We start from the raw sequence: 1,125 nt of genomic DNA on the forward strand, positions 1-1,125 counted from the left end.
GTCGAGCACCACCGCGCCGATCGAGCTGCCTTCGGCGAGGCGTTCCAGCGCGTCGGTGTCGGGCTCGGGCGCCGCCAGCAGCGCCAGCTCGGCCAGCGTGGTTCCCAGCAGCGGCGAGGGCGCCAGGGTCCGGCCCAGCTCCTGCAGAACCGTTGCCGCGTCGGCCAACTCGCCGCCGGCGCCACCCAGGTCCTCGGGTATCACCAGCGCGGCGGCACCGACCTGCTCGCACAGCAGCCGCCACAGCGACGGGTCGTAGCCCTGATCGGACTCCATCGCGGCGCGCACCGCCGGCGGCGTCGCGTGCTTGGCGGCCAGCGCGGCCACGCTCTGCCGCAGCATCTCCCGTTCTTTCGTGATGGTCACAACGCCTCCAGCACCCGCCGTCGATGCGCCTCCGGGGTACCCCAGGCCGAGCGCAGCGCCTGCACCCGCAGCAGCCACAGCGACAGGTCGTGTTCTCCGGTGAAGCCGATGGCGCCGTGCGTCTGCAGCGCCGAGCGCGCCGCCAGCAGGCCCGCCTCGGCGGCGGCAGCTTTGGCCGCGCTGACGTCGCGGGGCTCCAGCGACAGCGCCGCGCCGTACACCAGTGGGCGGGCCAGCTCGACCGCGATGTGCACGTCGGCGAGCTTGTGCTTGATCGCCTGGTAGGACCCGATCACCCGGCCGAACTGGGTCCGCTGCTTGGCGTAGTCGACCGCGGCGTGCAGCAGCGCCTCGGCGGCGCCGACCAGTTGCGCGGCGGTGGCCAGCACCCCGAACTCGTAGGCGCGCGCGATGTCTGCCTGCCAGGCCTGGCCGGTCGCCGCCACGTCGTAGAGGCGCCGGCTGGGGTCTACGGACTCGTGCTGTCGGCCGGGCTCGGCCGCGCTCACGCCGTTCTCGCCGGCCAGCAGCACCAGCCCGGCCGCCCCGGCGTCCACGGCGCGCGGCTGCTGCGGCGGCAGCGCCACGGTGACGATCAGCTCGCCGGAGGCCAGCTGAGCGCAGCGGTCAGCTTGGTCTTCGGTGGCCAGCAAAACCGGTGCCACGGCGATAGATTCGGCCACCGGCCCGGGCACGCACCAGCGTCCGAGGCGTTCGAGTGCGACCACCAGGTCCACCGGATGGGCGTCCAGGCCGTCG

General features: G+C 74.1%; 2 protein-coding genes. Both read right to left on the reverse strand.

Features of this window, described 5'->3' with window-relative positions; all coding sequences use genetic code 11:
* A partial coding sequence (locus AC2VON_RS15310; RefSeq protein ID WP_486953717.1) for an acyl-CoA dehydrogenase family protein occupies positions 1-366 on the reverse strand: 366 nt, incomplete at its 3' end.
* A partial coding sequence (locus AC2VON_RS15315) for an acyl-CoA dehydrogenase family protein (protein WP_486953718.1) occupies positions 363-1,125 on the reverse strand: 763 nt, incomplete at its 5' end. The genes AC2VON_RS15315 and AC2VON_RS15310, both read right to left, overlap by 4 nt.

This window comes from Mycobacterium sp. TH-M82 (assembly GCF_057473605.1).